Here is a 25,916-nt window from a genome sequence, read left to right on the forward strand (position 1 = left end):
AGCAGCCCCGGATGTTGGCAAATGTCAATGTCCGGGGCTGTTGTGTTTTAGCAGGAGCTACAAGGCTGGATGATGCTAATTATCGTCAATAAAAGCATCATTTTTTCAATAGGTCGTGAACAGCTGATCATTTTATACTACTTTAATGCAAGGTACAAACCACCCTTCATGAAAAATACGCCTTTAATCCTTTTCCTCCTGGCCTGCCTTCCGCATTTCGCAGCAGCCCAGTGTGCCTTCACGGAAGTCCACATCACTACAGTCACCGCTGAATGGGGCGCAGAGGTCAGTTGGGAACTCCTCGATGAATCAGAAAACCCCCAGGCCAGCTTTCAGGCGGATGCCGATAACAGCACTTACGACACCACCCTATGCCTGCCCGATGCCTGCTACCTGCTCCACGCCCGGGACAGTTATGGTGATGGGTGGAATGGAGGTACGGTGAGCATTGCTATCGGAGGAGAGGTTTTAAACTATACCCTGGAGGAAGGTGAGGAAGGCTTTTTCGCATTCGGCGTCAACACCTCCGGCTGTGAAGTGGAAATTCCGGGCTGTACCGATCCCGATGCCGTGAATTACAATCCTCTGGCAACGATAGACGATGACTCCTGCATGAGCATACCGGAGATACTCGAGCAGCAAAGTATCACGATGCTTTTGGAAAGCGGCCCCAAAGACAACCGCATCAACTGGGCCATTCAAAACCGGGGCATGCCGAATCCCGGTAATGCCTTTGTTGATGAAGCTCAATTTGTTGGCCTGCTGCAGGACAGCCTGTTGCCCACCTTCACACCGGGCAGCGTGCTGGAAAAGGAACCCTACGCCCGCTACCGCAATTTTTTCAACCTCTCCGCCTGGTGGTGGCCAGATGCCCCAAGCCAGGAGACCGGCTGGAGCTGGGCAATTCTCAAAGGTATACGAGACCTGCATTTCCTACCCTGGGCGGATGAGGAGCATGGATGGGCTACTCTCTTCTCCATCTCCCGGACCGGTGGTGGCGGCGGGGCCGGCCTACAGCCCGAAACGCGGACCGGCGATGGCTTGATGTTTGGTGTGGGTTGGGAAACGCTACTGCATGAATTCGGGCACACTATGCCACAAGTGCCCGACGAGTATACGTCCAGCGGCGAATGGTCAGGCGGCAACTGCTGGGAAAGCGCCAATACCACCCGGTTTACCATTCAGGACAGTATCCCCTGGCGAAAATGGATTGAGCCGGAGACCCAACTCCCTACGCCCTATGTTGGCGACAACCTGGACAAAATCGGGGCTTTCGAAGGGGCGCTAACCAACTACTTTGGCTGCCACCGCCCAACCGCCCGGGGCTGCTACATGGGAGCTGGCGGATTCGGATGGGGCTACGGGCAGGACCTCTGCCCGCCCTGCCGGCAACGCGTAGTCTGCCACCTTTACAAATACGTAGATGTGATCGAAAGCCCGGTGCCAGCCTCACCACAACTTGAAGTCACAGGAACTACGACGCTCTCCTTTTCTGCTGATATTGTCAAGCCGGAGCCCAACACACAGGTCTACACCTGGCTGCTGAATGGCAAAGTCATTGCGCAAGGCACGGAAGCCGTCAACGTCACCTTTGGCAGTTGCGACACCTACGAGCTGACGCTGACCGTAGAAGACACCACAAGCTGGGTGCGCTACGATGCCCACTTTGATGACATCTACCCCCGCCCCTTTGAGTCACATACCTGGTATATTGAGCAAACTGACGTAGACAGCTACGACCTGTTGGCCACACCTTTCGCTACAGACACCGATTGCTCCGGTATGGATAACGGATCTATAGGTTTTAACTTTAGCGGAGGAGAAGGGCCCTACGAGGTATTTTGGAATGGATCGTCCGTAGGCACTGCGCACACTGGCCTGGCACCCGGTTTTTATGAGTACTGGGCAGCAGATGGGAATGGGTGCGGCGTGGAGGCTTCCGCCAATATTGAAGCGTCACCGGTACTGTCGGTTGACCTTTGTACGGCCTACGACGAGGACTGGTCAGCGACGGTTTCCACTTCAGGGTATCCGTCGGAAGACTTAAGCTATCAATGGTCTACCGGAGACAGTGCAGCTGAGGTAACCGGCCTTTCAGACGGCACCTACACCGTCAGCGTGACCACTCCTGATGGCTGCACCGTTGAAAAGGACATTAACCTTGATGCCCCGCAAGAGCCCCTCTCGGTTAGTGCGGAATACTTCACTTCTTCTAGTGAAGGCAACACCGGGGCTATTTACTTAACCATAACCGGAGGCCGCCCCGACTATGAAATTGCCTGGTACGAAAAGACGGTACAAGACCTGACTGCTACCGGTGGAACCCCAACGGCTAGTGGGTACAACTTCGGCCATTTACCGGAGTATGCTTTCGACGACGACCCGTTTACCAAGTGGTTGCAATTGGGAGAAGCCGATGTTTGGCTGAGCTACTATTTCCCGGAAGGGCGCAGGGTGCAGTCCTACAGCGTAATGTCCGGCGATGATGTGCCCGGGCGAGACCCCGCAGCGTGGCGCCTGGAAGGGTCAATGAATGGTATGGACTGGGAAACGCTTGATACCCGGCAGGGCATAGACTTTCCGCAGCGGCGTCAACAGAAAGCATTCCAAACCACTAATGAAGCGGTCTACCTGTATTACCGTTTTTACATTACCGCCAATAGCGGAGCAGATGCCATACAGCTTCAGGAACTGGAGTTTATCGGGCTGGACCCGGACGAGGTCTGGCAATATAACCCCGCCGCCGGCAACCAAACGGTCCGCCGGGGACTGTCAGCCGGTGCCTACCGGTATCAGGTGAAGGATCAAAACCAAAGCTGTACGGAGGCAGACTTCCTTATCGAAACTGCAGCCACTTTTGTAGCCGCCAACCTTCATGTAGTTCAGGAAAACAGCTGTCAGGTCGCCATCGAAGCCCCCCAACCCGGCATAGACTACTACTGGCTTGCCGATGAAGGTGCCTCGGAAATACTAGCTATCGGCCCCACCTTTCAGCCGCCGGCACCAGGTAATTACTGGATAGCCGCCGTACAGCAAGCCACCGGGCTTATGAGCAGCAACCGGCCCGGATTCTCCGTTACCATGCCTGTTCAGCCGGTGGTTAGTGAGGTAGAAGAAGGTATCCTGGGCGTAGAAGACGCTGACCCTGACTTGATTTACTTCTGGTACACCCAGTCCTGTGGCGATACGCCTGTACACGAGGGCACCACTTTCGCCCCCGGCCCGGAACCCAGGGACTATTGGGTAGCGGCCTGGTGGGCAGCGCCCTTCCCGGAGCCGATGGACCCCATGCAAATCCCCGGTCTGATCGTCCGCATGGATGCTTCCGACCTGGATGGGAACGGACAAATGGATGACCCTGCCCCGGTTTCCAGTTCGTTATACGAGTGGGCTTTTACACCAGAAAACGGCTGGAGCGATGGCAGCTGGTTCGCGCTTCGGGGTAATCAGCAGAATGGGCTGGGCATAGCTGACTTTGCGACCATCTGGTTCCAGTGTATTCAGGAAGGGTTCTCGGGCTACCAAACGGTGGTGATGGCTTATGAGGAAAATGCCTTATCCTGGAGGGGAAGCGCGCCGTTTTTCGGCTTGTCTAATGTCATGCCTTATTCCGCCATGCCTGCCGAACAGCTATACGCAGAGACTACCCCCGCCAGCACCCTCAATGGGCAAACCTACCTCAATGGAAAAGCAGTTGATCCGATGGCCACTGCTAATCCAATGGATTTCTGTGTGCTGGCGCAGAGCTTTACAGAGCCGGTGGGCTGGACCGACTGCACCGACACCCACTGGGAAGGCAGCATTGGCGAACTACTTTTTTATGAAGAGCCCCTTGATGAGGAACAGCTCTCCGGGCTTTCTGAATACCTGAGGCGCAAGTGGATTAGTACTGCGGATCTGGAGAGCAGGCGTACAGGAGTATCTTGGGATGGGATGAATACCCGCACAGTTGAGCCTGAGTCTGATTTTGCCCTGCAAGTTTCGCCCAATCCGGTTACTGACCACGCTACGCTGCTCATCAAAGAGGGCAGCAATCAGGGCGTAATGGAAATCTATTTGCACGATGCAATGGGAAGGATTTTACAGCAAGCTCCACTGGAAGCCGGGCAGCAAACCTTCCGGCTGGACAATTGGTTGAAACCATTGCAAAGCGGGCTGTATTTCATCACGGTACGGTCCCAAAGCGGGAGGCAAAGGAATATATCCCTGATGAAATCTTAAGTCTCAGGTCTGGTCCAAAGGAAAAGCAGTGGGTACAGTAGAAGCGCTGGCAGCCCGCACCTAAAACGTCAGCGCCTTAATTTTATCCATATACCCGCGGCTTACCCGAACCACGTCTCCGTTCTGCATCTTCACGTCATAGCTGCTGGCGTACTTATCGACGCTCTCAACGTAGCGGATGTTAATAATAGAGGAACGGTGGACACGAAGAAAAACTTTCGGATCAAGCCGGTCCTCAATTTTTCCGATACCGTAATTGCTGAGGTAAGTTTGTTCTCCGGTAATCAGGCGGGAGTAATCGCCATCGGCTTCAACACGGATGATGCGCTGCACGGCCAGGTTGATCAACCGGCGCCCGGATTGCACAAGGATGCGCTCAGGATAGGTTTGTTTTTCTTCGAGCAGGCTTTCGGTGAGGTGCCCCGCCTCCGTTTGGCTTTCGGATTGCAGTACCCGCTGAACGGCTTCATGAAAACGCTCTTTGGTGTAGGGCTTGAGCAGGTAGTCCACCGCATGTACCTCAAATGCTTTGAGGGCGTACTGATCATAGGCAGTAGAAAAAATGATCTGCGGAATTTCTTCCAAATGGGTAAGCACTTCAAAGCCATTCATACCCGGCATCTGAACATCCAGGAACAGCAGGTCCGGCTGAAATTCATTAATCACTTTGATGGCATCCACGCCGTTATTGGCTTTTCCAACCAAAACGAGTTCCGGATATGCTTTCAGGTATTGCTGAATAAGCTTCCGGCCGGCAGATTCATCGTCTACTAAAACGACCTTCTTCATATTACAAATTCAATTTTTAGGCCGCGGGGTTGATTATCGCTAATCTTCAGGTGACTGTTGTATTGCTTTTCCAGCCGCAAGCGGGTATTCTTGAGCCCTACACCGCCATTGCGGAACAGGTGGGCTTTTTCCTGAACCCCTGTACCGGTATCAGAGACTTCAAAGGCTAACCGCTCGCCCTGTAGCCGGATGCGGATGAGGACCTGCCCACCCTCAATAAGGTTGGAGATACCATGCCTGATGGAATTTTCCACCAGAGGTTGCAGGATCATCGGAGGGACTTTCCGTTCCCGCAATGCCTCCGGCACATCTACCACAACCTGCAGTCGGTCTTCAAAGCGTGCTTTCTCCAGTGCCAGGTACTTTTCCACAAAGCCCAGTTCTTCTCCCAGGGCGACCTGCTCTGTTTTGGAGGCTTTAAGCTGATACCGGAACAGGTCAGCCAGTTGCGCGATCATCTCCCGCGTCTGCTCCTGCTCCGGTGGTACGGAAGCGCTGATGGCGTTGAACGTATTGTACAAAAAATGGGGATTAAGCTGCGCCTTGAGTGCCGCCAGCTCGCTCTTCAGTGCTGCTTCACTGAGCGCCGCTTTGAGCTGAAGGTTACGCTGATTGTTGCGGTAGTATTCGTACCCGTGGAAGATACCAAACTGAATAAAGTAGAACAGCGCCGGGATGTAAATGTCCCACACCTGCCCCCAGCCCCCCATGTGCCCGAACCCCAGCTGCTCTGCCAGCCAGTAGTAGCCCTTCCAGCCTGCCAGTACGAAAAGGGGCAGCCCAGGCAGGTGCAGCAGCAGCCGGTATTTCAGTTCCCAGTGCTTCAGCCCCCGGAAGACCACCCACCAAATAGGCAGGGTGAGCAGGGCCATACACAGGTACTGTAACCCGGCATTGTCCATAAACTCCTTTAAGCTGAACAGGCTTTCTCCTTCCTCCCTGAAGTCCATACTGTTGAGCCACAGCGTCAGGTGGTAACTGAAGGCGAAAAAGAGGTACAGCCCCAGGACGACAAAGTATTCGTACACCGAAACGCCCAGCATTTGACGCCTCCAAAAAGGGTATTTAGGGTTCATCCGGATGGATTTTTGTTTGAGTTCTTGTGGCTGTCCAGGGTGCGATAAACTTCCGTTGGGGGCAGTAGGTTTGCCCTTGCAGTTCCTTGCCATCGAAGCGGGCAACATGGTAGTACGTATTGTTCCGGTCGCGGGTCTCAAAAGCTAAGTGCAGGTCTGCCCACTGCGTATTCAGGAGTCCTTTTTTAAATTTTGACCCGTAAAAGCTACCGGAAAAGGTGCTCCCGCCAGGCTTTTTGATAACAAGCGTTTGCCAGTAGGGTTGTGCATCCGGTGCGGGCCTGAGGTCGACCTGCCAGTCTCCTTCAAGCAGTGCCGGGTCGACAGGCGTATCCTGGGCATTTAAATTCATAAAAATTTGCGAGCCTGCCCAAAAAAGCCCAATCATGATAATATTTATCAATATCTGTAGCTGCGGAAAAGGGGGTATTAACATCCTCATAGCGTGGTGTTGATTTGGAGCTAGTTTGGATTTTACACTTCTGGCTGCGTTCACTCCGAAAGCAAAATCCCAACAAGCTCGTAAATATTCAATCGGGTGATCCTTACACCCACAAATATGAGCGCTTACAGGACGCCACACCAGCGCTAACCGGCCAATCGCAATATAGCCCGATGAATGAGCAAGCTTAGACTATCTTACCCCCCAGCCGTTGCTCCATCAACCTCCTCGAGGCAGAAAACAATAAAGGTACTCCCCTTCCCTTCCTCGCTTTCGAGCCGAATCTCCCCACCGAGCTTACCTACCGCCAGTTTGACGATAGCCAGGCCAAGCCCGGTGCCCCCGTATTCAGCCCTCGAATGCAGTCGTTTGAAGGCTTCGAATATCTTCTCCTGAAAGGGTGCCGGAATGCCAATGCCATTATCTGTCACCCGCAGCTCTATGTTGCTACCCTGCCGGGTACAGGAGACGAGCACCTGCGGTTGTTCACTTTTGTTGTACTTCAGCCCGTTCTCAACCAGGTTTTTTATGACCAAAAACAACATGGACCGGTTGACGCTTACCGCCTCCAAGCCCCGGTATTCTACTTTCCCCGAGGCATGCTGTTCAGGGTCCAACGTCTTGGTCAGATTCTGCATAAACCTTCGCATATCAACCTGCTCCGCTTCCCCCTTGTCTTGTCTGGCCAGGTCGGAGTACCGCATAAAGTCTTCAATAAGCGTGTACAATTGCCGACTGCTGGTTTGAATGATTTCAAAGTAATCTTTAAATTTTCGGTCTAACTCCTCCGGCAACTGTTTCCGGATGAGCCCTGCGTAATTGCTCATCACCCGTATGGGCTCTTTGATATCGTGAGAGGCGATGTAACTCAGAGAGCTGAGCTCGTAGTTAGCCTGCTCCAAATCCCTATTGGCCCGTTGCAGAGCGTCAGTACGCTGAGCTACTGTAGCTTCCAGTTGCTGACTGTAGCTTTGCTTGCGTTTGAGGTCGCGGTAAATCAGGCCAATGACGAGCACCAACAGCAGCAGCGCAAAAGCACCTACCATCATCATGGTATTGCGTTGGCCGATGATCACCTGATCTTTCCCCCTTTGCTCTTTCAGATATTCATTTTCCTGTTCCGTTTTTTCCACTTCATAGGCCATCCGGAGCTGATCCAGGTTTTGCTGCCGTTGCTGAACCCCCGCAGAGTCGCTTGCTGCTGCGTATAAAGAGCGATACTCATAAGCCTTATCGTAACTACCCTGCCCGGCATACGCTGTACCCAATAGGTCATAGAAGTCAAGTGCAGCCTGTGTATTGCCATCCTCTACTGCAAGCAACAGCCCTTTCTGCCCCCATTCTATTGCCCCCTGATAGTTGTCCTGCTGTAGTGCAGCTTTAGCCAGCACCGACAAGACAGAAAGCCGGCCAGTGGCATACCCCAGCGCATCGCTAATCATTAGAGCCTGCTGAAGATAGTCCTCTGCTGCTTCAAAACGTCCCATTTTTACGTACAGCCGGCCTATATTATTGAGTAGCGAGATTTTCCCAACCTGGTCCTCGATTTCATCTTTAATTGCCAGGGAACGCTGAAAGCCCTGCAGGGCCCCCTGAAAATCCCCCTTCGCTTCCAAGCAGCTACCGATCCCGGATAGCAATACGCAGATCGTCAATTTATTGTCTTTAGCTTCCGCCAATGTAAGGGCTTGTTTCAGGTACCGGAGGCTTTCGTCGTAATCTCCCTGCTGCCTTAATGAAATAGCTACGTTATTGAGGAAAGCCGGCAAGGCGTACCAATCAGAAGAGTCTTTTGCATGCTCTTCAATGTTGCGCACTGATTTAAGGTACCATTCAAAGGCTTTATCATTACGGCCGAGCCGCCGCTCCAGATGCCCGCGGGTACTGTACAGGTTAGACAGTTCCACGACATTAGGGTGACTCCGGAAATGCGCTTCTGCCTGCTCCGCAATAATGTTTACGGAATCTATCATCCCTTTGTCCAGGTATGCTACACTTTTGTTGGTCAGTACTTTACCCATATGGTAGTATTGACCTGTACGCTCTGCCAGTTCGCTGGCGCGATTAGCAAAATGAATCGCTTTGTCCAGATCGCGCCTCATATAATAGCTGCTAAGCTTCGTGAGATATTCCACTTGCAGCGTGTCTGGCTGACCTCGTTCAACCATTGACAGGACACTATCTACAGTTAACTGTTGGCTGAACAGAGGAGTATAGGCAAGTAGGCAGCAGCACACCCAGAGCATCAACTTGAGGCGGTCCGCCATAGCTTGTTCTGGTTGATTCCGGGGCAAAATAGCAAAAACCTTTCAGTAAATACTGAAAAATCAACTTCTGGCAATCAAAAATTTCACCCCTTGACTACTACCTTCACGGAAAATCTCCTACTCCAGCCTAAAGACCATAGAGTTGATTTGGCGGGGCGTTTCATCGCCGGGGCATAGGCACCGGACCTCATCGAAGTAGGTCATAGTACCTGGTATAGCTTTGGACATCAGCCGCTTAGCTGGCTCTGAAAAAGCGGCGCCCTTCATGACAACCTCCACCGGGTCCTGCTTTGGGATAATTTGAACCATAGTGAAACCGGATACTTCACAAGGTTGATTAAAGGTTGTGGAAGCCGACAGGCGGACCCGCTCCAGCCTTTTGTAAACTTCTACCTCCATCTTTCCGCCTTTGAGCCCGGCCAGGTTAGCAGTTGGGTCAGGATAACGCTCCACACTAAAGTCAACGGACACTTGCCCCAGGCCCGGCGCTTCGATTTCAAGGGTAGCACCGCCTGGCTGTACCGGGCGGGCGACATAAAGCCCGGCTCCATCTTTCTTCAGGTTCAGGTGATCTGGCGCAGTGACCACTACATCCTTATCCGACACACCGGATATCGCTATGGTCAGAGGGTTGTCCGTGTTTAGATACAAGGTCTTCGATACGCCCTGATCGATGCTCACCACCGGCTGAGACTGAAGGGCTGGCACAAAGCTAATGGTGGACAATGCCAGGATCAGCAACATTCCACTTAGGCCTACTGGCATGGCGGCCTGCGTACTGAAGGAGGAGGTTGGAAGTTGCAGCAACTGCTGGATACGATTGGACAAATGAGCATTAGCATTCATAACTAAAGTAACTTTTGAAGATGAAGAAAATCGGGCGGATTGTATAAGGGCTTCTGCATAGAGCAAGGGGGGCGTGCCAGTCTGGCAGACCATCTCGTCGCAGCATTCTTCCCGTAATTCCTTCAACTGCTGACTGAGCCACCAGATGCCCGGATGAAAAAAGAAAAGGGTTTCAAAAAGTCGAACGATCAGATTGTGCAGGTAGTCGTTGCGCTTGATGTGGGCCAACTCATGTAATATCAAGGCCTCCACCTGCGCTTCTGTCAGCTGGCTAAGCATACCTGCCGGGATCAGTATCATGGGTTTCAGGTATCCGAAGGTGCCTATGCCCTTAAGCAAAGTGGACTCCAGGAAAGTAACTGCACCGCTTACCCCCATTTTTTGCTGTAAAGCTTCGAAGCGCACTATCCAGTCTTTGGATGGTGCCTGCACCCCATAGTGCCGAAGGTGCCTGAGGAAGATATATTCTGCAATTTGCTTAAGGCTCAGAAGAAGCACCCCTAGTATCCAGAGTTTTACCATAAACGGTAAATAGCCCGACCACTGATCAAACAGGCCTTCTAAAGCTGTCGGCGCTTCCGATAATGCCCCACTCTCCGGTAGGGGTTGTAACGGTGCTTCAACAGGCATATCCGCTATTGCACCCGTATGAGGAGCCATGCTGAAATAATGGCCAAATGTCACCCCAAAGGACAGTCCGCAGACCAGTAACAAGATAAAACTAACCCAGTACTTTGAGGCCTTAGAAAGGCCAAACCGAAAACGTTTGACACTTGCTCCCAGAAAAGCCAGCAGGGTGAACTGCCAAAGGCTGTGCACGAGCGCATGGCCCAGCGCCGTCAGCATATGCCCGCTAATAAGTACATCAACCATCTTTTTGCTGTTTTTTCTTTTCTGCAATGAGCTGCTCCAGTTGATCCAGTTCATCTGCTGTGGGGTCGCCATGGCCAAGGGCCTGTATGACCAAATCCATAGCCGAGCCACCAAACGCTTTCTCCGTTAGACGGCTTAGCAGGGAGCGCTGCACTTTAGGCGCTTTCAGAGATGTACTGTACAGATGTGCCCGCCCGTCCTCCTGCCGGTGCAAGGCGCCTTTGTCCAGCATCCGCTGCATTTGCTTGAGGGTGGTGGTGTAGCCTACGTCTTTGATTGATGACAGTGCTTCGTGCACTTCCCGTACCGTCCGGGGCTGCTTGTCCCAAAGCACCCTAAGAATGTCCAGTTCTGTATCTGATGGGTAATAATCCATAATTACGACTTTTGTCGTACAAATATATACGACACTTGTCGTAAAGTCAACACCTGCTGTGAAAAAACTCAGAACCAACTGGTACAAAAAGTACCAGCCGAGGTGTTTTGTACCGGTCGGCAAGGCTAGTAACTAGGTATAAATTATTGATATTCAGCAATATAAAATCCTGGCACGCCAATTGAATACCCATCATCAAGACCTAACCAAATCCGATGGTGATGATAACAGAAGGCAAACGACTGATGGACAGCAGAGAAGTGATGGTACTCGAAGGGGTGGCCATGTTGGGGTTAAGCGTAGTGGCGCTATGCTACACCGTAGAGCAGCGCCTGCCTCTGCTCACGCCACTGGGGATACTTCTGGGCTTCAGCGGCATCACCCGGCTGATCTTCAGTGCCTGGTTTTTCCGTAAAGGCAGCTCCTGGCGAAAGCTCATCCAACAGAGCGCCCTGATAGACCTTTTGGCAAGTGGTGCAGCCCTTGTGCTGCTGTATCAGGGCAGCAACCAATTGGCACTGCTCCTGGGGCTATGGCTCGTCTTGTCCGGCTATTTCCAAATCAGGAGGTATGCCTACCTGCGGCAGCAATGGCCAGCTTGCACCCCCGCCGGGCTAACCGGTATTTTATCCGTGAGCATGGGAGCATTTCTCCTGGCCAATATTCAGGGGCAGTGGCTGAGCGCTCCTTTTGACTTGTCCCTTCCGCTTGCCCTGCTTGGGCTGTTCAAAATTTACGCTTTTATCAAACTCGGACAGATGCGCCAACGTTTTTCAAGTGAAGCATCATTTGCGGATCAGGGACCCTTTCCGCCCTATTCTCCACTAAATCTAAATTGAATATATGCCCGAAGCCAGCCCTGACGTTGTACACGCCTTGCAGGAACGCATCAAAGAGCTGAGCTGCCTGTATGAGATTTCGAATATTGCTGCCACTTCCACCGCTTCCCTTCCGGAGAAGCTACAGGAAGTGGTACAGGCGCTGCCCAAAGCCTGGCAACACCCTGACTTCGCCGTTGCTGCCCTCCTCCTCGACGATCAGCAGTACCGGTCCGGCAGCCTGGCATCCAAATACGAGACGCAGCAGCACCCCATCGTTGTACGTGGGCTTGAGCGCGGGCACCTGGCGATGCATTACAATTACCTGAATGGCGCCCCGCCTCCGTTCCTGCACGAAGAAGCTTTGCTGCTCAAAACCCTGGCTCAGGAAATCAGCGGCATCATTGAACGGGACGAGCAGAAAGCCCGGGAAGCCCTACTGCGCCGAAAATTCGAGCAGGCAGACCGCTTGTCTATTCTCGGAGAAATCACGGCCGGCATTGCCCACGAGCTCAACACGCCTCTGGGTAACATCCTCGGCTTCGCTCAGCTGATTCAGGACCGTACAGATGATCAGCAGGTGGGACAGGATATTGAAAAGATCATCAACTCCTCTATGCACGCCCGGGAGATCGTCAAAAAGCTCATGTTTTTCTCCTGTGAAATGCCCCAGCAAAAGCAAAATACGGATATCGGACTGCTCATTGAGGAAGCCCTCCAACTGCTGCGGGTTACTTTCGAACAAGCCGGCATTACCCCCCGGCTCTCCTTGCCCGACCACCCGTTGGTGGCACAAGTTGATCCCATACAGTTTACGCAGGTGGTTTTCAATCTTTTAATCAATGCCCTGCACGCCTCTGCCCCGGGACAGGAGATATGGCTTACCCTCATACAGCATGAGACCAACCTGGTGCTACGCATACAGGACTTTGGGCTCGGTATCGAAAAGGACCTGCGCGAACGGATATTCGAGCCCTTCTTCTCTACCAAAGCGCCCGGTGAAGGCTCCGGGCTTGGGCTGAGCGTCGTGCACGGTATTGTAAAAACCCACGGCGGGCAGATCGAGCTTGAAAGTCAGCCCGGAGAAGGCGCTTGCTTTACCCTCCGCTTTCCCTTAACTTCCGGGGCATGAAGAAGCGGAGTATTTTGCTGGTGGATGATTCACAGGATATGCTGGAAGTCCTGCGGCGGCAGTTGAATGCCCTTCAGTACAACACCTTTCAGTCTACCTCCGTCACCGATGCGATTGACCTGCTACAGCATGCCCGGATTGACCTGCTCATCACCGATATGCGCATGCCGGGCCTCGATGGGATGCACCTGGTCAAATATGCAAAATCGAACTTTCCTAACTTGCCGGTGCTGGTCATCACCGGCTTTCCTTCCGTTTCCGGCGCAGTGGAAGCAGTCAAATCAGGCGCACTCGACTATCTGTCCAAACCGTTCACGGCAAAAGAGTTGCAACAGGCCGTGCAGCAGGTTTTCCGGCAGCAAGATGGCAAAACCGACACTACCGTCTCCACCGCTACGGAAGAAGAACAAACAATCGATTACCACGGTATCATAGGGCAGTCTCAGCCGGTTATGGAACTGATCGACCTCATTGAGCGCATTAAAGATACCCGGGCGACCACCCTGATTCAGGGAGAAAGCGGCACCGGCAAGGAGCTGGTTGCCCGAGCTATTCACTACAGTGGCCCCTACCGGCAAGCCCCCTTCGTGACGGTTAACTGCGGAGCAATTCCGGAGCATTTGCTGGAGAGCGAGCTTTTTGGCTTTGTAAAGGGGGCATTCACTGGCGCGAACGAGACCCGCCCCGGTTTTTTCCACGCGGCTGACGGAGGCACCATTTTTCTGGATGAGATTGGGAATGCTTCAGCTGCGGTGCAAACGCGATTGCTTCGAGTCATTCAGGAAAAAGAGGTTAAAATGGTGGGTACCAATACCGTGCAGAAGGTAGACCTGCGCGTCATTGCCGCGACCAACAGCGATTTATATACCCTAAGCCAGCAGGGGCAATTCCGGGAAGACCTGTACTATCGCCTGCACGTGATCGACCTGCACACGTCTCCCCTCCGTCAGCGCAAGAGCGACCTCCCGCTGCTGATACAACACTTTCTGGACAAGTACGCCAAATCCTATGGCCGGCCCAAGCCCGGGGTCACTCCAGAGGCTATGCACCGCCTGAAGGCGCACGACTGGCCCGGAAACATCCGGGAATTGGAAAACGCGGTGCAACGGGCGCTGATTCTTTGCGATGGCCAGATTGAAGTAGCAGACCTGCCTGCGTATCTGCACGCAGCGGATAAGACTGAACGAACCGCTCAACCGCAGGCCCTGCTTTCCCTCCGGGAAATGGAACAGCAGCACATCAGGCGTGTCCTCGACTCCGTGGACGGCAACAAAACCGCTGCTGCGAAAATCCTGGGCATCAACCGGAAAACGCTCCGCATCAAGCTTAAGGAAAGGGAATAGGATGGCTCTGCAAAAGCCCAAATCCCCCTGCATGTCCTGGAAACGCCGGGCTTATCAAACTTCTTAGTGTTTTTGAGCATACGTTCTGAAGATGGGGCTTGTATCCTTATCTTTACGTCCATCCATCCTAAATTAAGAATGTCCTTGACTTTCATTTAACCCCTTAAACCTAATGGAACCCCGCATTATCGTCACCATAGCCTTATTGAGTATACTGATTATTCTTTTTTTCGTCTGGTTCGTTCGAAAGAGAAAGCGCCCCACTGGCCCTTTTCCAGAGGCATGGCGGAATATTTTGCTGGAAAACGTCCACTTTTACCGTCAATTAACGCCCGAAGAACGTACCCGTTTCGAATCAGAAATTCAATTCTTTTTTCAGGAGATCACGATCACGGGTGTGGATGTAGAACCGACGGATACCGATCGGCTGCTGGTAGCTGCGAGCGGGGTGATCCCACTCTTTGGTTTCCCCGGCTGGCATTACCGCAACCTTAACGAGGTGCTCCTCTATAACGACCGCTTCAACCTCGACTTCCAGACAGAAGGCGAAGGACGAAACATCAATGGCATGGTAGGCACCGGCAGTATGCAGCGTATGATGATCCTTTCCCGGCGGGCACTGCATAAAGGCTTCAGGCACGCTGACAGCCGCAATGTGGGCATTCATGAATTTGTGCACCTGCTGGATAAGTTCGACGGAGACACAGATGGCCTACCCGCTCAGTTAATGGAGCGACAGTACACCATTCCCTGGCTGAAATTTGTACACAAAGAGATGGAGTCCATTCGCGGGCGCAAATCTGACATCCGTCCCTATGGGGCGACCAACGAAGCCGAATTTTTTAGCGTAGTTAGCGAGTACTTTTTCGAGCGGCCTGCCCAGCTCCGCCGCAAGCATCCCGAGTTATACGAATTGCTGGAGGAAATTTTCAGGCAGGATCTGTTGGACTAGTGCGACTAGACCGAAATAGTTGACAATCTTTTCATGCTTGAGGGCTTACTGGTGCTGGGCGTTAACTGTCAAACATCTACGGCTCAATCCACTAGCCATCTAATCACTTCAGAAAGTCGCTAATGAGGCTGTTGACTACTTCAGCCTGTTCGTAATGGACGAAGTGCCCGGCTTTGTCAATCATATGCAAGGTGGCATTCGGCAGCTGTTCAACTCCTTTCTGACCGATACTCTCCGTGGTGCCCCCATTCAGGAAGCGGTTGGGGATGAGGTTGTCCTGATGCCCGAAGATGGCCAGTACCGGCTGCTCAATCTGCGGCAGGTAGTCGAAGACCGGCTCGTCGACCATGCCTTTTACGCATTCCGGTATGATGTAGCAATACGCATCAAAGTCTTCAGCGTGGCGCATCGCGATGCGATCGGTAATCATAAATTCGGCATCTTCCGGCATATCGTAGAAATTCCAGGCAATGTTGGTCTTGATTTGATCAACCGTGGTTAGTTTAACAGCTGTAGGGCTCAGGACTTCGCGGAACCACTGCCGTTCGCCTTTGTGGAAGGTCTCGAAGCCGGCGGGAGCCATCAATAGCAGCTTTTTCACTTTTTCGGGATAGGACAGGGCAGCAGTCATCGCGATCTGCCCGCCCATGGAGTGGCCAGCCAGCGTGGCTTTTTCCAAACCAAGGGCTGCCATAAAATCTTTCACGATAGTGGCGTAGTAGGTCATACTTGCCTCGTATTTCCCTTTGCTCGATTTGCCGTAGCCGGGCAGGTCGATGGCGATACATCGGTAGCGGTCTTTCAGGCCTTCTATGTTGTTTTTCCATGCCGGAGCGTAACTGCCCAGGCCATGGATGAAAATAATGGGCTCGCCTTTCCCTTCGTCAAAGTAGGCAACGGTCTCCCCGGTTTCCAGCTCCACTTTTTGGGTTGGGAAAGGGTAGGGAATGTCCTCAAAAGTCTGCACCTTGGGCACCTTTTGAGACCAGCTGCAACTGCTCAGGAAAAGGAGACTGAGGAGGAAAAGTGTATTTCTCATCTGGACTTCTGCTTTTTTGAAATTCAGGTTAAAACATCAACCACTTAAAAACGACGAGTGCGGTGTAGGGGTCAACCGGTCGCACATCCGCTCCGCCGTTCACCGCTGGGCTGTCGTAGAAGTCGCCCAGCCACAGGTAAGCGCCGTGGAGTTCGATTTCCATAAAGGTGCCCAGGGTGTAGCCGACTTTGAAGTTGCCTTCCACGCCCATAAACTGCCCGCCTCTGGCCGGTGCGACGTTGCTGATGGCCGTAGCCATGCCTACTTTGCCGTTCAGCTTGTAGGGGATAAAGTCGCGACTCAGGTTTACCGTACCTCCGGTCAGGCCGAAGCCCATATTGGAAATATCCGTCACGGCAGCCACGTAGCGGTTCACTACATTGGCATGCGGGAAAAGGAGATAGCCACCGTGCGCCACATTCAAACCACCGGGTGTTGCCCAGGTATTGCCGGTCATTACACCACTATAGCGGTCATCATTGATACCATTATCATCGCCACTTGTGAACATCAGGTCAGTAGAAATCGCATCGTTAGGCGTTTTGCCATAGCGGTAGCCAAGCCGGAGATTGGCGCCAAACCCGCCGATAGATGGCCCGTCTTCCCAGGTGCCTTCTTCCTGTAGTTGGGTACGCCCGAGATTATAATTGACGTAGCCCGACAGGAACCAAGTGTCTGCCATTTGGGTGAGGTTGTAGTCGAAGTAGGTACCCAGCCATGCCACATCCGCCCGGTAAGGCGTACTGCCGAATGGGAAGCGGTAAGTACCGTTGTAGAGTGTGAGCGTACTGTTGAGCCCCTGCCCGAGGATAGAAGGCCCGCCCTGCCCGTTGGAGCGGTCGCGGACATAGTATAGAGAACCGCCCCAGTGCCACTTCGTACCGAGTGACCGCTGATAGTTGAATTCCATCAAGTGCACATCGTCCACCCGCTGAATGCTGTTTTCATAAAGTTGGAAAAAGCCCGCTTTCCACTGATAGTAGTCGGCATTTCGGCGCAGGGTAATGCCCACGCCGTCCGTGCCCCAGTAGTTGAGCCGGTAGGCCGAATTGAGCATATCGTCGAAGAAGGTCCGGTAGGGATTGTAGGGCGTATCGTACATTCGCTGCAAGCCCAGGTTGATGGCCCAGCCCGGTGCGGGGATGTACTCCAGCTCCAGGTTTTGGGTTTGCAGGTTGACCTGATCGCCGGAAGGGGCCGAGCCTGAGTTACCGCCAGTGCCGTAGGCCACATCACCCCAGGTGTAGTCGATCTCAAAGGAAGCTCTAAGGGTGACGCGGTTGTCAAACAGCTTAGGCTTATAGATGAAGAAAGGCAGAATGCGCTGTTCAAAAAAGGAAGACGTCAGCGAATCAGAAGTTGTCGTTGTGTTCTGCCCAAACAGCCGCCCGATGACCTGCCCTTTGAGGAAGTCATTGGTGGGGTAAATATTGCTGTTGTTGTAGTGGTTATAGAAAAAGGCAATGTACTGGAACTCTTTTTCGGATTCTTCCGGAATCGCCTCTTCGAGCTGTTTAAAGTAAGGTGGAACCTGCGCCAATGCGGCAAAGGGCAGGCACAATAGCAGCAGTAGCCAAAGTTGCCGGTTTTTCATGGTAGGGTAAGGATTGGTTTTGCTGGTTGGGAAAGAAGAAGGCGCAGCACAAAAAAATTGCGCTGCGCCTTTTGGGAAGCGGATGACCGCTTACTCGATTTTCTCGTAGGTCTGAATATTCAGGTTGCCCAGTGCACCGCCGTTGGTGCTACCGAAGCCAGCGGCTGCAGTGGGTGGTACAGCGCCGATATCCGGCTCCGTTTGTACGATTTCGTACTGCATCGTTGTACCCGTAATGGAGAAAATACCCACAGAAGTCAGGGCAGCAGGTGTAGACTGGTTAACCGTGATATCCCAAATATCGGCTGTGCCACTTTCCGTTTGCTCGTAAGTACCCTCGAGGGTCAGCAAAGCGCCGGAAGTATCGTACTGCTCAACCGTGTAGGTCAGGTCAGTGCGGAACTCAGCATAAATACTGTCTGTACCAAAGAGGTTGACCAGCAGCGGTGCTACATTAGCACCAGAGCTCTGCCACTGCCCCTGAATGCCCACTTCACAAGGATCACAAGTGCCACCGCAGTCGATACCGGTTTCGTCACCGTTTTGGATGCCATCGGTACAGGTGGGCTCTGGCTCATTGTCCCCATCGTCATCACAGCCCTGCCAGGTCACCATTGCGCCGGTAAGGGCGAAGAGCATCAGCAAAAACTTAAAATTCTTCATAACGGTAAAATTTGATTTTAGTCTGGTTTGCAAAATTAATTTTGGAAAGCGCCGGTCTTTTCAAAAGACCTTTACAGCAAAGCGAATGTAAGAAAGCCTAATATCGGGAGTAATCAAATGACAAAAATCAAAGGGATGACTTAAAATTTAATCTATTCAAAAATTGACCATAAAACTCTGGTAAACAATATTTTAAATTCAAAATTAAAACCCCTGACTAAAACACCAAAACCAGCCCGCCCAAAACATAAATGCCCTGCTGAAGTTGATGACCAAAAAACCTATGAAAAAACCCTCACATAAAATTACCGTCACCCAACGCGATGGCCAACAGGTGAGCTTTCAGGCGGAACCCGGCACCAACCTCCGGCAAGCCTTGCTACAGCAGGGCATCAGCCCCTACACTTCCTACACCCGCCGGCTCAACTGCGACGGCAGGGGCCTGTGTGCCACCTGTGGCGTATGGATTAATGGCGATGTGCCTGCCCCACAGCATTGGCACGACAAAGCAGCCCGGCGCTTCGGCTACCCCCGCCTTAGCTGTCAGGTGACGATAGACCGGGACCTGGAAGTGGAAATGGTGGAGAAGTGGATTTGGGGCGGGCGGCGGAAGAGTTAGATGGAGAATCAACCCTTATTCTCAAACCCCACAACCCGGAGCCCGCCAGTCCTCCACATCCTGCCGCAGTTTTTTCAGGTAGGCGGTAATCGCATCTGTACCGCTGATCACTTTGTCGTGCTCCCTTAGTTCCGGTTCCTTCAGCTCAGGCGAAGCTTGCAGGCGGTAGGCGACGACCATCTCCCGGAGCTGGCTTTCCCAGCTTTGCACCGCTTTATTGTACTCAGGATAGCAAATCGTGATCATTTTTTGTAACGTTTTGAATGGGGCAGGTATAAAGAAAGTGAAGAATAGGTAGATGTCTTAGGAGCGCCGCCGGGGGGACCAGGCGGTGCTCTTTTTTAGTCTAAAAACCGCCAGTTGATCCCAATCCGGAAGACCGCCCGGTGGTAAGGGTACAGGGCCGTTTGGTAGAAATAATCATCCAAAAAAGCAGCCGTGCCGTTTTCCCATTTGAAAAAGGCCCGGAACCGGGTGACTTTCATCAGGAAGAACGCATCCGCTGCGGGGTAGAAAGGGATGGTCTGCTCATCCTGCAGCTGAAACTGCCCGGTGATAGGGTTGTAGTAATTGGCGCGGAAGGCTTCATTATAGCGCAGGTCCACGCCCAGCTTAACGTCTAGTACCCGGAACCACTTACCGGAATAGTAAAAGCTGTGCTTCCCGAAGAAGGTGGGCAGGCGCAGGACCTCCTGTGAGGACTGCTGCAGGGCGAACAGGTTATCGAAGTGCAGGTTCCAGAACAGGTTGAAATTTTTCTCGACGATCAATTGCCCGATGCTGATGGGCACGCCGGTCTGCTGCGGTAGTCCGTCCGTACCGAAGTAGATGAAGTTGTTGAGCAGGTGATAGCGCGCCTCGGCGCTAAACTGAATGCCCGGCAAAATATACTTGCCCTGCAGGGTGGTGGATAGGGTTTTATCAAAGTTATTGCGGTAAAGCTGCCGCTCAGAAAGGTACATGCGGTGCTGCATAAGGGTGGGGCTGTACAGCTGACTGACGCCCCTGAGCTCCAGCTGACCAAGCTTTTTGAAATCAAAGAATAAGTCGCCGCTTACCCGGTAGTCCCCGGCATTCGCCAGCAGGCCCAGGTGCCCCCGCAAATCGATCAGCAGGCGCTCACTTGGATTGAGGCGGTAGCGCCCCGTCAGAAAGAGGTTATTCAGGGTGGAATCCCCATTGGTCTGCACCAGCTGATGCAGGGTATGCACAGCACCCACTTCCAGCAAGTCACGCTGCTGTACGGCCTCGTCTCTGCCCTCCCCCCTCAGCTTAAAGGTCGCCAGTTTGAACTCATTCTCGTACTGCCGGTGGCGCAGGTAAAACCGGGCGCCCCGTGGGTCGATCAGAAAAGCCGGGAAGCGATTGTAGAAACTATCCACTGCGGGGTTATAAGCATCGGCATATTTGTACAGGCTGTTTTGGAAACGAGCCTTATGGGCAATTGTGTAAGCCCGGCGCGTCCCTTTGATGGAATCCTGCCCCCCACCGAAGCGGTAGTAATGCGTGTAGGACACTTCGCGGTGCGAGTGACGGGTGCGGGCATCGCCCAGGAGCACTTCGGCAGCGCTGGGGCTGCTGAATTCACCGCCCAGTGCCGGTTCTTCCCATACCCCGCCGTTATCTTCCATTTGAATGGTATTGGCGGCTACGCTGAAAAAGGCTTCGTAGCGGTTATTGGGGTGCTGAAACCAAAGCCCGTTGTTGAAGGTGGTATTGCGAATATTCTGATTGGGGTACTGGGAGTTCTCCCCAAACTGTGTGATGCGGTCGTAGTCGAGCGTATAGTTGAGCCCGTTGGCGAAGTTGCGGGAAAAGTCGGCTTTGGTATAGCTGTCTGCCTGTTCCGAGCCCAAAGTGTACCCAAAAAGTGAAAACGGCTTCTCCAGTCGGTAATACCGGAGCTGATCACCGCTGGTCATGTAGAGGTCGTATTGATGCTGCCCGATGTCGAAGCCCCGGCGTACGGGGACTTCAAAGACAATCGGCTCATGAGCGGACCCCAGAATACCCAGCTGCCGGTAGTCAAGCCGGCGGCGGCGGGTGGGGTCGTATTGCCGGAAGAAATCGTCGAGGGTGGTATCCGAAAAAGGGATTTCCAGGTTGGGATTGTCTGCATAAAAGTAGAACACATCGAAGGTATCGAGGAGTACATCCAGTTGATCGAGCCCCTGCTGTTCGCCCTGCTGCTGTTGCTGCCGGTTGGCACCGGGGAACTGTGCCAGGGCCTTCTCTGGCAGGGCGAGCAAAAAGGTAAAAATAAACAGTAAAGGCAACGTCGGCTTCATGCAAACTTCTTTAAGGCGGCAAAGATAGGAAGAAAACGCATGTAGCGCAGTATCCATGCACGGGAAGCCAGTGCTTAACGTTTTGTTGAGCTTTTGAGGAAAGGGGCAGAACATTTACGCTCCGCCCCTTTGATTTTATTGCAGCAGCACCTTGAGCGTCAGTGCACCGTTTTCACCAGTGATCCGCAAGGCATAAAGCCCGCCGGGCAGGCTACCAGGCCGGCTGAACTCCAGTTGCTGACCGCCCTTACTCAGGGTATGGGTTCCAAAATCGGCTACCTGTTGCCCATTAAGGTTCCAAAGGGAAAAGTGAGCCGGTGCCACTGCCTCAGGCAATTCCACGTCCACACCAATTGTGTTTTGGGCAGGCTGTGGAAATACGGACACCTGCGCGCCTTCCACCCATTCCTCCACGCTTACCGGGTTGAGGCAGTCGAGGTTGACGGGCTCTAATTGCTGATTGGCAGCGCAGTTGTCGCCCATGCCTTCAAAAACAAACAGGCCCTCCTGCATGTCGGAGACCAGGATATTGCCAGAAGGCAGGAGCGGATAGATACCCCAGGCGCCTTTGTAGCTTGTGCCATTAGGCTCGTTAGAAGTATCGTAGTACAATACCTTCTCTGGATTAGCGGGGTCTGAAATATCGTACACCACAATACCATCGTAGTAATAAGACACATACAGATAGTCGCAGGCAACGATTTGATTGTGGGTGATGCTCGTCGGGTTATTAGTTTCGGCATCAAATGTTCCGGTGATGTCAGGCTCACAGGGATCACTCACGTCGATGGCTTTGATGTCGTAGCCGTGGTTTTCATCCGCCATGTAGTAGTACTGCCCGTCATCCGTCAGCCAGCCAGAGTGGTTGTAGCCCCGGAATGGATAGTCGGTGATGGTGCTGATGGCTTTCGGGTTGAAGGGGTCTGAGAAATCGACCATAGCGAAGCCCGATCCGCCCGCATTCAGGAAAGCTACGCCGTCACGCACGTACCCATCGTGGATATGCCCGACATTCAGTCCACCGAAGTTGTTGTACTCCCCGATAAAGTCCAGGTTGAGTGGGTCAGAAATATCGTATACCCGCAATGCAGAATAGTTTTGCGGCCCGCCGTTCATGGCGAAACCGTACAATTTGGCATGGGTTGTATCGATGAAGATGTTATGTGCCGTTTGGATACGGGTGGGCGCATCATAGGCAACGATTACGGTGTCCGGCAGCTGTGTGATGTCCATAATCTGCAGACTGCTCTGCCCTTCGTCGCATACGGCGTAGAGGTAACCGTTGTAATCATGATAATCGCGGTGAATGATAACCGGCCCCTGCGCAGCGCCCGCCACAAAGTGCGCTTCAAAGGGCTGCGTGGGGTCCGTTACATCTATGAAGTGCGTCCCTGCGGTAGACCCGAGCACAGCGTATTCGTGCCCGTTGACAGCAAGGCCCCAGATTTCATTGTAGATATTGTTGTAAAAGGCTGAACCGACCAAAGAGGGATCGCTCCAGGTACCCAGCAGGTTAGCTTCTTCCTGTGCAGACAAGGAAGATATACTCAATAACAGGGCTAAAGACAGTAGCTTGATTTTCATACCATTTGTAATTTTAAACGAAAGTAACAATTTCCAGCCCTTCTATCGGTCAACTTGCTGACAGAGTGCACCTACCTTTCCGGGAATACCGGCTCATACTGCCGCTCGCGCTTCAATTCGTACTGATAAAGGATGCGCCCAATCTGCGCCAGAGCCGGAAAACCAATCGTATCGTACTCATATACCCCATCGTTATAAATCTGATTGGCATTGACATGAATGTTAGCAGCGACCATGAATTCCACCTTGTTTTCATCATCCACTACGTAAGCCACATCGGTAAGAAAGCCGTAGGCATCGCCCACCTTATTGAAAATACGGATGTGGTCCGGGATGGGCGATTTGGAATCACCAAACAGAAAAAATTTGACATAGCTGTCCCAATCGGTATACTGCGGATACGCAGGGTAGTCGCTTTCCCTCGGCAGCATGCTCATGTACCTGCGTAAAAATTGATAATCAGCCGGGGTGAGGTTGAACCGGCGATGGGCGGGCACCGCCTCCGGGAAAAGCACCGCCTGCAGCATATCGTGCAAATCCTGCAACCCCACATAGTTTTTATCCCGAAAATCGAATGGGGCTGGCACGATCTGCCCTTCCCCATCCATAAAGCCCTGCCCGCGAACTTCCTGCTTTAGCTGTAAGGGGCTGTCAAAGCTACTGTACACTTCACCCTGATGGTACAACAGCCTGTTGCCGGGAGCCGTAAAAGTTACCGGATTGGTGTAGCGGTTGGACTCGGCATCATAGCCCGGTGCGGAAAGCCGGTGGATGATGCGGGAACGGGTGTAGCCTTTTTCCTGTAGCTTTTCATTCAGATAAGCCTGCCCCAGGAATTCATACAGGCGGTTGTAGGCATCGTTGTCGCTGACCAGAAAAATCTTCTTAATGTAATGCGCAACCGAGGGCAGCCCTTGCGCTGCTGAGGTATCTGCACGCACGGCCGTTTGTGGTGCCTGCCCTTTGCCGGTAAACATAGGCGTCTCAGCATCAAGCCCCTGAATGCGCAGTTCATTGAGTTTCTCAAGCGCCAGAAAAGCAGCCGGCATTTTTACAGTACTTGCCGGATAAAAATACAGATTGGAATCTACGCCAAGGTAGTGAGTGGTAAAGGCAGGATGATTGTCTTCATCCCGGTCTATTTGGGTGTAAATCAGTTGCAGCTGAAACCTTTCCGGAGCCGCCATTACCGCCTGCAAAGTACTGTCTCCGGAATCTCGCAGGAGCTTTTGCAGTAATGCACTGTTCGATTGGGAAAAGCCACACCGCCCAAACAGCAGTAAGGCAAAAAGAAAAATCTTTTTCATACTAAGTTGGTTTTTAAGCTTCAGGATTGCCGCAAGGTCGCGCCGGTACCATTCCGGTTAGGGAATATAACGCCATCCGGCCTTACTTCTACTCCGACCGCCGGGTCTTCTTTTAACAAAAGCGCCCCGTCCATATCCACGTAATCAAGCAGGGGGAGTAGCTGAGCAATCGCAGAAATGCCCACCGAAGACTCCGTCATGCAGCCCACCATCACTTTCAGTCCAAGGCTGCGGGCATGCTCTGCCATGCGGCGTGCCGGGGTAAGCCCTCCGCACTTCATCAGTTTGATGTTAACCCCGTGGAAGAAGCCATAGCAACGGGCAACGTCTGCTTCACCGTGGCAGCTTTCATCAGCGATGACCGGGAGGACGGATTCAGCATACACCCGCTTCATGCCCTCCCAGTCATCGGCTTTGAGGGGCTGTTCGATAAATTCCACGCCCAGTTCCTTCAGGCGGGGGGCATAGGCAATGGTTTGCTCAGCAGTCCAGGCGGTATTGGCATCAATGCGGAAGACAGCATCCGTCTTGGCCCGGAGCGCCTCAATAATTTCAAGGTCATGGTCGGTGCCTAGTTTAATTTTGTAAAGCGGCCAGGGCTGTTCAGCCATTTTCGCAGCCATTTCTTCCACGCTCGCTATGCCGATGGTATAGTTGGAACGGGGCGTAGTGGCTCGCTCCAGCCCCCAAAGTTCATATACCGGAGCGCCATGCACCTTACCAAATAAATCGTGCAGGGCTTCGTCCAAAGCACAAAGCAGGAAGGGGGCATCTTCCAAGTGAGGCTGCAGTTGATCCCAGAGCATTTCGGGCGACTCCAGAGGCAAGGCTTCAATGACCGGGCGCAGGGCTTCCAGGCGTTCGGCCATCTCGCTCAGCGCTACTCCATAGTACCGGATCTCAGTAGCTTCCCCAAAACCGGAATGTATGCCTTCCGAAAGCTCAACGATCAGGCTGGGCGTTGCATCGCGTGAGCCATGAGCGATGGAAAAGGTGTGCCTGAGCGGCAGTTGGAAGGTGTGAATGCGGAGTCTCATAAACTTATTTGTTTGAACTTATTTATTGCATTAGTGCGGTTTTGTCTTATTTTGGGGGATAATCACTAACGCGATGCCCCGAAAGATCAGAAAAGATATCCTTTGGAAGGGAATTCTCGAAGACTGTTTTGAGGATTTCTTTGCCTTCTTTTACCCGGACGCAGTTGACGACTTCGACTTTTCCCGTGGTGTAGCCTTTTTAGATAAGGAGCTGGAAGCCCTTTTTCCGGAAGCTCAGGAGAAAGACCGCATAGCGGATAAACTGGCTAAGGTCTTCACTGCCGATGGCCATGAGGAGTGGGTGCTCATACATGTTGAAGTGCAGGGTTATAAGGATGAAGACTTTTCCAGGCGGATGCTCACCTACTTTTACCGTATTTACGACCGGTATCAGGTGCCGGTGCATGCGATTGCTATACTTACAGATGAGCAGAAATCTTATCATCCCAGGGCATTCGAGTATCATTTTTTAAAGACGCACTTGCAATATGAATTTGATACCTTTAAATTAAGAGCGTGTTGGGATTTTACACTTCGGGCTGCTCTTGCCAAATTTTGTCCTGCTCTTCGTTGTTCTTCGGTCACGTAGCTAAGGCTATGTTCCCTCATCACGCCTTGATCAGAACAAAATTTGGCTGCGTTCGCTCCAA

The 25,916-nt window shown here is 52.6% G+C and carries 21 protein-coding genes; 7 read left to right on the forward strand and 14 right to left on the reverse strand.

Going from position 1 to position 25,916, the window contains the following annotated elements; translation table 11 throughout:
* The first annotated feature begins 168 nt into the window (after positions 1 to 168).
* Positions 169 to 4,221: a T9SS type A sorting domain-containing protein gene (locus RIC19_RS03015; RefSeq protein WP_350176693.1), complete on the forward strand. Its 4,053-nt coding sequence runs from the start codon at positions 169 to 171 to the stop codon at positions 4,219 to 4,221.
* Positions 4,222 to 4,281: 60 nt separating this feature from the next.
* Here the strand turns inward: RIC19_RS03015 and RIC19_RS03020 are convergent, their stop codons facing one another.
* The 6 genes from RIC19_RS03020 to RIC19_RS03045 all read right to left on the reverse strand — a co-directional run bounded on the left by RIC19_RS03020 (position 4,282) and on the right by RIC19_RS03045 (position 10,890).
* Positions 4,282 to 5,010, reverse strand: a complete 729-nt coding sequence (locus RIC19_RS03020; RefSeq protein WP_350176695.1) for a LytR/AlgR family response regulator transcription factor — start codon at positions 5,008 to 5,010, stop codon at positions 4,282 to 4,284.
* Positions 5,007 to 6,086, reverse strand: a complete 1,080-nt coding sequence (locus RIC19_RS03025; RefSeq protein ID WP_350176697.1) for a sensor histidine kinase — start codon at positions 6,084 to 6,086, stop codon at positions 5,007 to 5,009. The genes RIC19_RS03020 and RIC19_RS03025 overlap by 4 nt, the downstream gene beginning before the upstream one ends.
* A complete protein-coding gene (locus tag RIC19_RS03030; RefSeq protein WP_350176699.1) occupies positions 6,076 to 6,438 on the reverse strand; it encodes a hypothetical protein in 363 nt (120 codons plus the stop codon). The genes RIC19_RS03025 and RIC19_RS03030 overlap by 11 nt, the downstream gene beginning before the upstream one ends.
* Positions 6,439 to 6,725: 287 nt before the next feature.
* Positions 6,726 to 8,795, reverse strand: a complete 2,070-nt coding sequence (locus tag RIC19_RS03035; RefSeq protein ID WP_350176701.1) for a tetratricopeptide repeat protein — start codon at positions 8,793 to 8,795, stop codon at positions 6,726 to 6,728.
* A 117-nt stretch (positions 8,796 to 8,912) separates the two neighbouring features.
* Positions 8,913 to 10,514, reverse strand: a complete 1,602-nt coding sequence (locus RIC19_RS03040) for a M56 family metallopeptidase (protein WP_350176703.1) — start codon at positions 10,512 to 10,514, stop codon at positions 8,913 to 8,915.
* A complete protein-coding gene (locus RIC19_RS03045; protein WP_350176705.1) occupies positions 10,507 to 10,890 on the reverse strand; it encodes a BlaI/MecI/CopY family transcriptional regulator in 384 nt (127 codons plus the stop codon). Before RIC19_RS03045 ends, RIC19_RS03040 begins: the two co-directional genes overlap by 8 nt.
* A gap of 215 nt (positions 10,891 to 11,105) precedes the next feature.
* On the opposite strand from RIC19_RS03045, the gene RIC19_RS03050 reads away from it, so the two are divergent.
* The 4 genes from RIC19_RS03050 to RIC19_RS03065 all read left to right on the forward strand — a co-directional run bounded on the left by RIC19_RS03050 (position 11,106) and on the right by RIC19_RS03065 (position 15,135).
* On the forward strand, positions 11,106 to 11,729 hold the full coding sequence (locus tag RIC19_RS03050) for a DUF308 domain-containing protein (RefSeq protein ID WP_350176707.1): 624 nt from the start codon (positions 11,106 to 11,108) through the stop codon (positions 11,727 to 11,729).
* Positions 11,730 to 11,733: 4 nt separating this feature from the next.
* The gene (locus tag RIC19_RS03055; RefSeq protein WP_350176709.1) at positions 11,734 to 12,840 is read left to right on the forward strand and encodes a sensor histidine kinase; all 1,107 of its coding nucleotides are present in this window, start codon (positions 11,734 to 11,736) and stop codon (positions 12,838 to 12,840) included.
* A complete protein-coding gene (locus RIC19_RS03060; RefSeq protein WP_350176711.1) occupies positions 12,837 to 14,183 on the forward strand; it encodes a sigma-54-dependent transcriptional regulator in 1,347 nt (448 codons plus the stop codon). Before RIC19_RS03055 ends, RIC19_RS03060 begins: the two co-directional genes overlap by 4 nt.
* A 172-nt stretch (positions 14,184 to 14,355) precedes the next feature.
* Entirely contained in the window at positions 14,356 to 15,135 is a 780-nt protein-coding gene (locus RIC19_RS03065; RefSeq protein ID WP_350176713.1) for a M90 family metallopeptidase, read from the forward strand.
* Positions 15,136 to 15,238: 103 nt separating this feature from the next.
* Here RIC19_RS03065 and RIC19_RS03070 read toward each other — a convergent pair whose 3' ends face one another.
* The 3 genes from RIC19_RS03070 to RIC19_RS03080 form a co-directional block, all read right to left on the reverse strand.
* Entirely contained in the window at positions 15,239 to 16,174 is a 936-nt protein-coding gene (locus tag RIC19_RS03070) for an alpha/beta fold hydrolase (protein ID WP_350176715.1), read from the reverse strand.
* A gap of 28 nt (positions 16,175 to 16,202) precedes the next feature.
* On the reverse strand, positions 16,203 to 17,768 hold the full coding sequence (locus tag RIC19_RS03075; RefSeq protein WP_350176717.1) for a hypothetical protein: 1,566 nt from the start codon (positions 17,766 to 17,768) through the stop codon (positions 16,203 to 16,205).
* A 90-nt stretch (positions 17,769 to 17,858) separates the two neighbouring features.
* The gene (locus RIC19_RS03080; protein ID WP_350176719.1) at positions 17,859 to 18,431 is read right to left on the reverse strand and encodes a hypothetical protein; all 573 of its coding nucleotides are present in this window, start codon (positions 18,429 to 18,431) and stop codon (positions 17,859 to 17,861) included.
* A 283-nt stretch (positions 18,432 to 18,714) separates the two neighbouring features.
* On the opposite strand from RIC19_RS03080, the gene RIC19_RS03085 reads away from it, so the two are divergent.
* Positions 18,715 to 19,050: a 2Fe-2S iron-sulfur cluster-binding protein gene (locus RIC19_RS03085; RefSeq protein WP_350176721.1), complete on the forward strand. Its 336-nt coding sequence runs from the start codon at positions 18,715 to 18,717 to the stop codon at positions 19,048 to 19,050.
* Between the two features lie 21 nt (positions 19,051 to 19,071).
* On the opposite strand, the gene RIC19_RS03090 is transcribed toward RIC19_RS03085, so the two are convergent.
* The 5 genes from RIC19_RS03090 to RIC19_RS03110 form a co-directional block, all read right to left on the reverse strand.
* The gene (locus RIC19_RS03090; RefSeq protein ID WP_350176723.1) at positions 19,072 to 19,296 is read right to left on the reverse strand and encodes a hypothetical protein; all 225 of its coding nucleotides are present in this window, start codon (positions 19,294 to 19,296) and stop codon (positions 19,072 to 19,074) included.
* Positions 19,297 to 19,391: 95 nt separating this feature from the next.
* Positions 19,392 to 21,338 (reverse strand): putative porin, encoded by a 1,947-nt coding sequence (locus tag RIC19_RS03095; RefSeq protein ID WP_350176725.1) that lies wholly within the window; start codon positions 21,336 to 21,338, stop codon positions 19,392 to 19,394.
* 135 nt (positions 21,339 to 21,473) lie between these two features.
* A complete protein-coding gene (locus RIC19_RS03100; protein ID WP_350176727.1) occupies positions 21,474 to 22,922 on the reverse strand; it encodes a choice-of-anchor B family protein in 1,449 nt (482 codons plus the stop codon).
* A 71-nt stretch (positions 22,923 to 22,993) separates the two neighbouring features.
* Positions 22,994 to 24,229, reverse strand: coding sequence for a serine hydrolase (locus RIC19_RS03105; protein ID WP_350176729.1), 1,236 nt, complete (start codon positions 24,227 to 24,229; stop codon positions 22,994 to 22,996).
* Positions 24,230 to 24,249: 20 nt separating this feature from the next.
* A complete protein-coding gene (locus RIC19_RS03110) occupies positions 24,250 to 25,266 on the reverse strand; it encodes a dipeptide epimerase (protein WP_350176731.1) in 1,017 nt (338 codons plus the stop codon).
* Positions 25,267 to 25,339: 73 nt separating this feature from the next.
* Between RIC19_RS03110 and RIC19_RS03115 the strand changes: the two genes are divergently transcribed.
* Positions 25,340 to 25,855, forward strand: coding sequence for an RpnC/YadD family protein (locus RIC19_RS03115; RefSeq protein ID WP_350176733.1), 516 nt, complete (start codon positions 25,340 to 25,342; stop codon positions 25,853 to 25,855).
* The last annotated feature ends 61 nt before the right edge of the window (positions 25,856 to 25,916 follow it).

The sequence above is a fragment of the Phaeodactylibacter sp. genome, from assembly GCF_040219495.1.
GTDB lineage: Bacteria > Bacteroidota > Bacteroidia > Chitinophagales > Saprospiraceae > Phaeodactylibacter.